This is a genomic window from Terriglobales bacterium (assembly GCA_035937135.1).
GTDB lineage: Bacteria > Acidobacteriota > Terriglobia > Terriglobales > Acidobacteriaceae > DASYVL01.
This window is the reverse complement of sequence record DASYVL010000129.1, coordinates 1-4460: the sequence shown is the minus strand read 5'-3', so window position 1 is coordinate 4460 and position 4460 is coordinate 1. Positions and strand designations below refer to the sequence as shown.

Here is a 4460-nt window from a genome sequence, read left to right as displayed (position 1 = left end):
GGGCGCAAGCCGGGAAAAGAATTCCTCCACCTCCTTGGCCTCCGCCGCCACCACGCATTCCAGGTAGCGGGAGACCAGGGCGGAGAGCGACTGGGCCACCGACAATCCGATCCCCTCCTGGACCGTCTCCGGGGCCCAGCGGTGCAGCAGCTCCCAGGTGGCGCCCGCTTGCGGGCTCTCATCCACGCGCGCGATCTTGAGCGAGGCTCCCAGCTCCCCCAGGGCGCGGTCGAGCGCGGCGTCCGAAGGCGCGCCGCCCAGGAGCTCGCGCATCCGGGCTTTGGTCACGGGCCCGCTCTTGCGCAACGCCGCCCAGGTGTCGCGGGCCAAAGGGGAGAGCTGGACGGCATCCGAGTCCTTCTTCCGCTCCGCTTTGGGATTGCGGTCGCCGACCAGCGCGTAGAAATAAGGAAGGACGGAGGCAGCGAGCAGCATGGGTGTCTCGCCGAAGAGGTTGGTCTCGAAGGCGATGCGCTGCCGCAGCATTTCCAGCACCCATTCTTCCGCCTGGCGGGCGGCCGGGCTGTCGAAGGCCTGGGGGCGCAAAGGGAGATTCTTCTCCGAGCCGGCGCAAGCGCCGAGGAAGGTGGGCACGAGCAGTGGCGGCTTCACCGGATACATCAGGCAGAAGCCGACCGACTCCAGGAACTCACGGGCGTCCTCGGCGGAGCGCAGCGGGTGCCTGTTGAGGCGCCACTTCTGGCGGCGGTGTTCGCGCAGTTCGAGGTCGGTCATCATGGCTATATCCGCTTGAAGGCGCGCTGGATGTCGCGCAACGAATAGCGCAGCACCACCGGACGTCCGTGGGGGCAGGTCATGGGACACTCGGTCTTGGCCAGCTCCTTCAGCAGCCACTCCATCTTATTGGCTTCGAGCGGCGTGTTCACCTTGATGGCGGCGTGGCAAGCGATGGAGGCGGCGATCTTGCCGCGGGCGCGGTCGAGATTCGTGGCCTGCTCCTCGCGCTGGAACTGGTCGAGTAATTCGGTGAGCAGGCGCTCGATCTCGCCGGCGTCGACGCCCGCCGGTGCCGTCTTCACCGCGATGGTGCGCGCGCCGAAGGGCTCCACCTCGAAGCCATTGCGCTGGAGCTCTTCCGAGATCTGCTCGAAGACCGCCTGCTGCCCGGGGGTGAGCGCGAGCACCAGCGGCATGAGCAGGCGCTGTCCCTGGACTTTCTCCGCGGCGCGCTGGCGCAGGATGCGCTCGAAGAGTACGCGTTCGTGGGCCACGTGCTGGTCAATGATCCACAAGGCGTCGCCGTTGACAGCAAGGATAAAGGAGTCGCGGATCTGGCCCAGCGGCTTGAGCGAGTCGAGCGGCGCCGTCTCCGGCACGGCGTCGGCATCGGCTTCGGTGATGACGCCGGCGCAGCGGTCATCGGCCCGGATGGGGGCGCTGATGGGAAGGGGCGCAGGCGGAGTGGCTAGCGGCACGGCGGCGTTGGCGTCCACGGCGATGCTGTCGGTGAAATCCAAATTCTGCGGGAGCGGCGGAGGCGGCTGGAGCGCGAAGTCGACGGGAGCAAGCATCATGCCTTGCGCCTGCGCCATCTCCAGACCGCCGCCCGCGGCGCGCGCGCTGGAGGAGAGCGCGGCTCCGGCGGTGGGCTGCGAGCGGATCTCGCTGGTGAACTGCGGAACGGGGCGCGCCTTCATCAGCGCGGCGCGGACGGAATCGCGCACGAAGTCGTGGACAAAGCTCTGCTGGCGGAAGCGCACTTCCCTCTTGCTGGGGTGGACGTTGGCGTCCACTTCTCCCGAAGGCATCTCCAGGAAGAGCAGCACCACGGGAAAGGCCGACGCCGGCAGGATGTTGCGGTAGGCCTCCGAGAGCGCGTGCTGGAGGATGCGGTCGCGGATGAGCCGTTGGTTCACGAAGACGAAGATGGAGTTGCGGTTGAGCTTCTGCAGCTCCGGCTTGGAGACGAAGCCGTGCAGGCGCAGCTCGCCGGGCACGGCGGCCTGGTAGTCCTCGCCGCGCTGCTTGCGCTTCTCGATGACCCAGGGCGGCGGCTCGGGCAGTCCCACGCGCTCGAGCGCGGCCGCCGCGGCCACGGGGACGAGTTGCTCGAGCGTCTCCTTGCCGAAGATCTGGAAGATGCGCTCGGCGTGGCCGCGTACCGGGCTGGCGATCAGCAGCGCGTTGGCCGAGGTGTGCAACTCGATGTGCTTCTCGGGATGCGCCAGCGCGTAGTGGGTGACCAAGGTCGCGATGTGGCCCAGCTCGGTGGATTCAGCCTTGAGGAATTTCTTGCGCGCGGGCGTGTTGAAGAACAGATCGCGCACCGTGATCGACGTCCCCGCCGGGAGTCCCGCTTCCTCTACCTTCATGATCTTCCCGCCGTTGATCTCGACGCGCGTGCCTGGGGAACTGTGCGGCACAGCCGTTCCCGGCTGTGCGTCTTCCTTCGCGCAGGTTTCCAGCACCAGCCGCGAGACCGAGGCGATCGACGGCAGCGCCTCGCCGCGGAAGCCCAGGGTCGAGATGCTGAGCAGGTCCTCGGCGTCGTGGAGCTTGGAGGTGGCATGGCGCTCGAAGGCCAGCAGAGCATCGTCGCGCACCATGCCCGAGCCGTCGTCGGTGATCTGGATGAGCTTGCGCCCGCCTGCCTCCACCTGGATGCGGATGCGGTTGGCGCCGGCATCGAGCGCGTTCTCGAGCAGCTCCTTCACCACCGAGGCCGGCCGCTCCACCACCTCGCCCGCGGCGATCTTGTTGGCAACGTGCTCGGGCAGGACGTGGATGCGGGCCATGGTCTTCGCCGCAGATTAACGCGGATGAACGCGGATGGGAATCCGGAAATGCTTCAATCCTTAATCTTAATCCCCAACTCTTTCAGTTGCTGTTCGCTGACGGGCGTTGGGGCGTTCACCATCAGGTCCACGGCGCGGGAGGTTTTGGGAAAGGGGATGACTTCGCGCAAGGAGTCTGCCCCGGCCAGCATCATGACGATGCGGTCCAGGCCCAGGGCGATGCCGCCGTGCGGAGGCGTGCCGTATTCGAGCGCGTCCAGGAAGAAGCCGAAGCGGGCGCGGGCTTCGTCGTCGGTCATGCCCAGCGCCTTGAAGATCCGCTTCTGCACGTCCTGGCGGTGGATGCGGATGGATCCGGAACCGATCTCCAGGCCGTTGAGCACGACGTCGTAGGCCAAGGCGCGCACTGCGCCGGGATCGGATTCGAGCTTCCCTGCTTCGAGGTCTTTCTCGTGCGGCGAAGTAAAAGGATGATGCGACGCCGCCCAGCGCTCGCCCGTGGCGTCCCACTCGAACATGGGGAAGTCGGTGACCCAGAGCCAGCGGAAGGCTTCCGGCGACTTGTGGTCGGCGGCGAAGAGTCTGTGGCGCTCGGCGTACTTCTGCGCCAGGGCCATGCGCAGCGCGCCCGCCGCTGTGGCGACGGCGTGGTCGTGCTGCTTGACCTCGGGCTTCACTCCGCCTTCGGATTTGCGCTCGGGCGGCTTGCCGTCGCCGGCGACCAGAACGATGAGGTCGGCATCCGAAAGAGCAGGTCCTTCGCCTGCGGCTCGGGATGACCCTGCTGAAGGGTTCTGCAGGCTCGCGCGAACCTTGGCGACCGCTCCGGGAAAATTCTTTTCCAGGCGCTTGATGTCCTCGAAAACTTTGGCGTCCTTGTGATCACTGATAAGCGTCTTGATCTCGTCGCGCTCCTTGCGCGAGAGCTCGCCCACGCCCGGGATGCGGATGGCCATCACGGGCAGCCCGGCGTGGATGCCGAGTTTTTCCAGCTCCTCGGCGGCGAAGGCCTCGCGGACGTCGGTCATCGGGGGCAGGCGCAGGTCTGGCTTGTCGGAGCCGTAGCTGCGGATGGCCTGGTCGTAAGTCATGCGCGGAAACGGAGTCGCGATTTTGATGCCGGCGGCCTCGAAGCCCGCGGCCAGGAATCCTTCGACCACTTCAAAGACCTGCTCGGGCTGCGGGTAGGTCATTTCCAGATCGATCTGGGTGAACTCGGGCTGGCGGTCGGCGCGCAGGTCTTCGTCGCGGAAGCAGCGCACGATCTGAAAATACTTGTCGCAGCCGGAGATCATCAGGATCTGCTTGAAGAGTTGCGGCGACTGCGGCAGGGCGTAGAACTGTCCGGGATGGACGCGGCTGGGAACCAGGTAATCGCGCGCGCCCTCGGGGGTCGAGCGGGTCATGAACGGGGTCTCGATCTCGAAGAAGCCGCGCGCGGAAAGATGGTTGCGGATGGCGAGCGCCACCTTGTGGCGTAGCTCGAGGTTGGCCTGCATCTCGGCGCGGCGCAGATCGAGGTAGCGGTACTTCAGCCGCACCTCCTCATTGGGCAGCAGCTTGGGATCGCACTCTCCCGGCAGGAAGGGCGGCGTCTTGGAATCGTTGAGGATGCGCAGGGCGTCGTTCTCAGGACCGGCGACGACTTCGATCTCTCCGGTCGGGATGTTCTTGTTGACGGTCGCGGGCTCGCGCTGCTTCACG

General features: G+C 66.6%; 3 protein-coding genes. All 3 read right to left on the bottom strand.

The window, feature by feature from the left end:
* The coding region (locus VGQ94_07730) for a crosslink repair DNA glycosylase YcaQ family protein (protein HEV2022405.1) at positions 1–735 on the bottom strand (735 nt) is incomplete at its 3' end.
* 5 nt (positions 736–740) lie between these two features.
* Positions 741–2756 carry a DNA mismatch repair endonuclease MutL gene (gene mutL, locus VGQ94_07725; protein ID HEV2022404.1) on the bottom strand — a complete coding sequence of 672 codons (2016 nt, stop codon included), beginning with the start codon at positions 2754–2756 and terminating at the stop codon, positions 741–743.
* A 53-nt stretch (positions 2757–2809) separates the two neighbouring features.
* Positions 2810–4460 (bottom strand): aspartate--tRNA ligase (gene aspS / locus VGQ94_07720; GenBank protein HEV2022403.1); only part of this gene is annotated, 1651 nt, incomplete at its 5' end.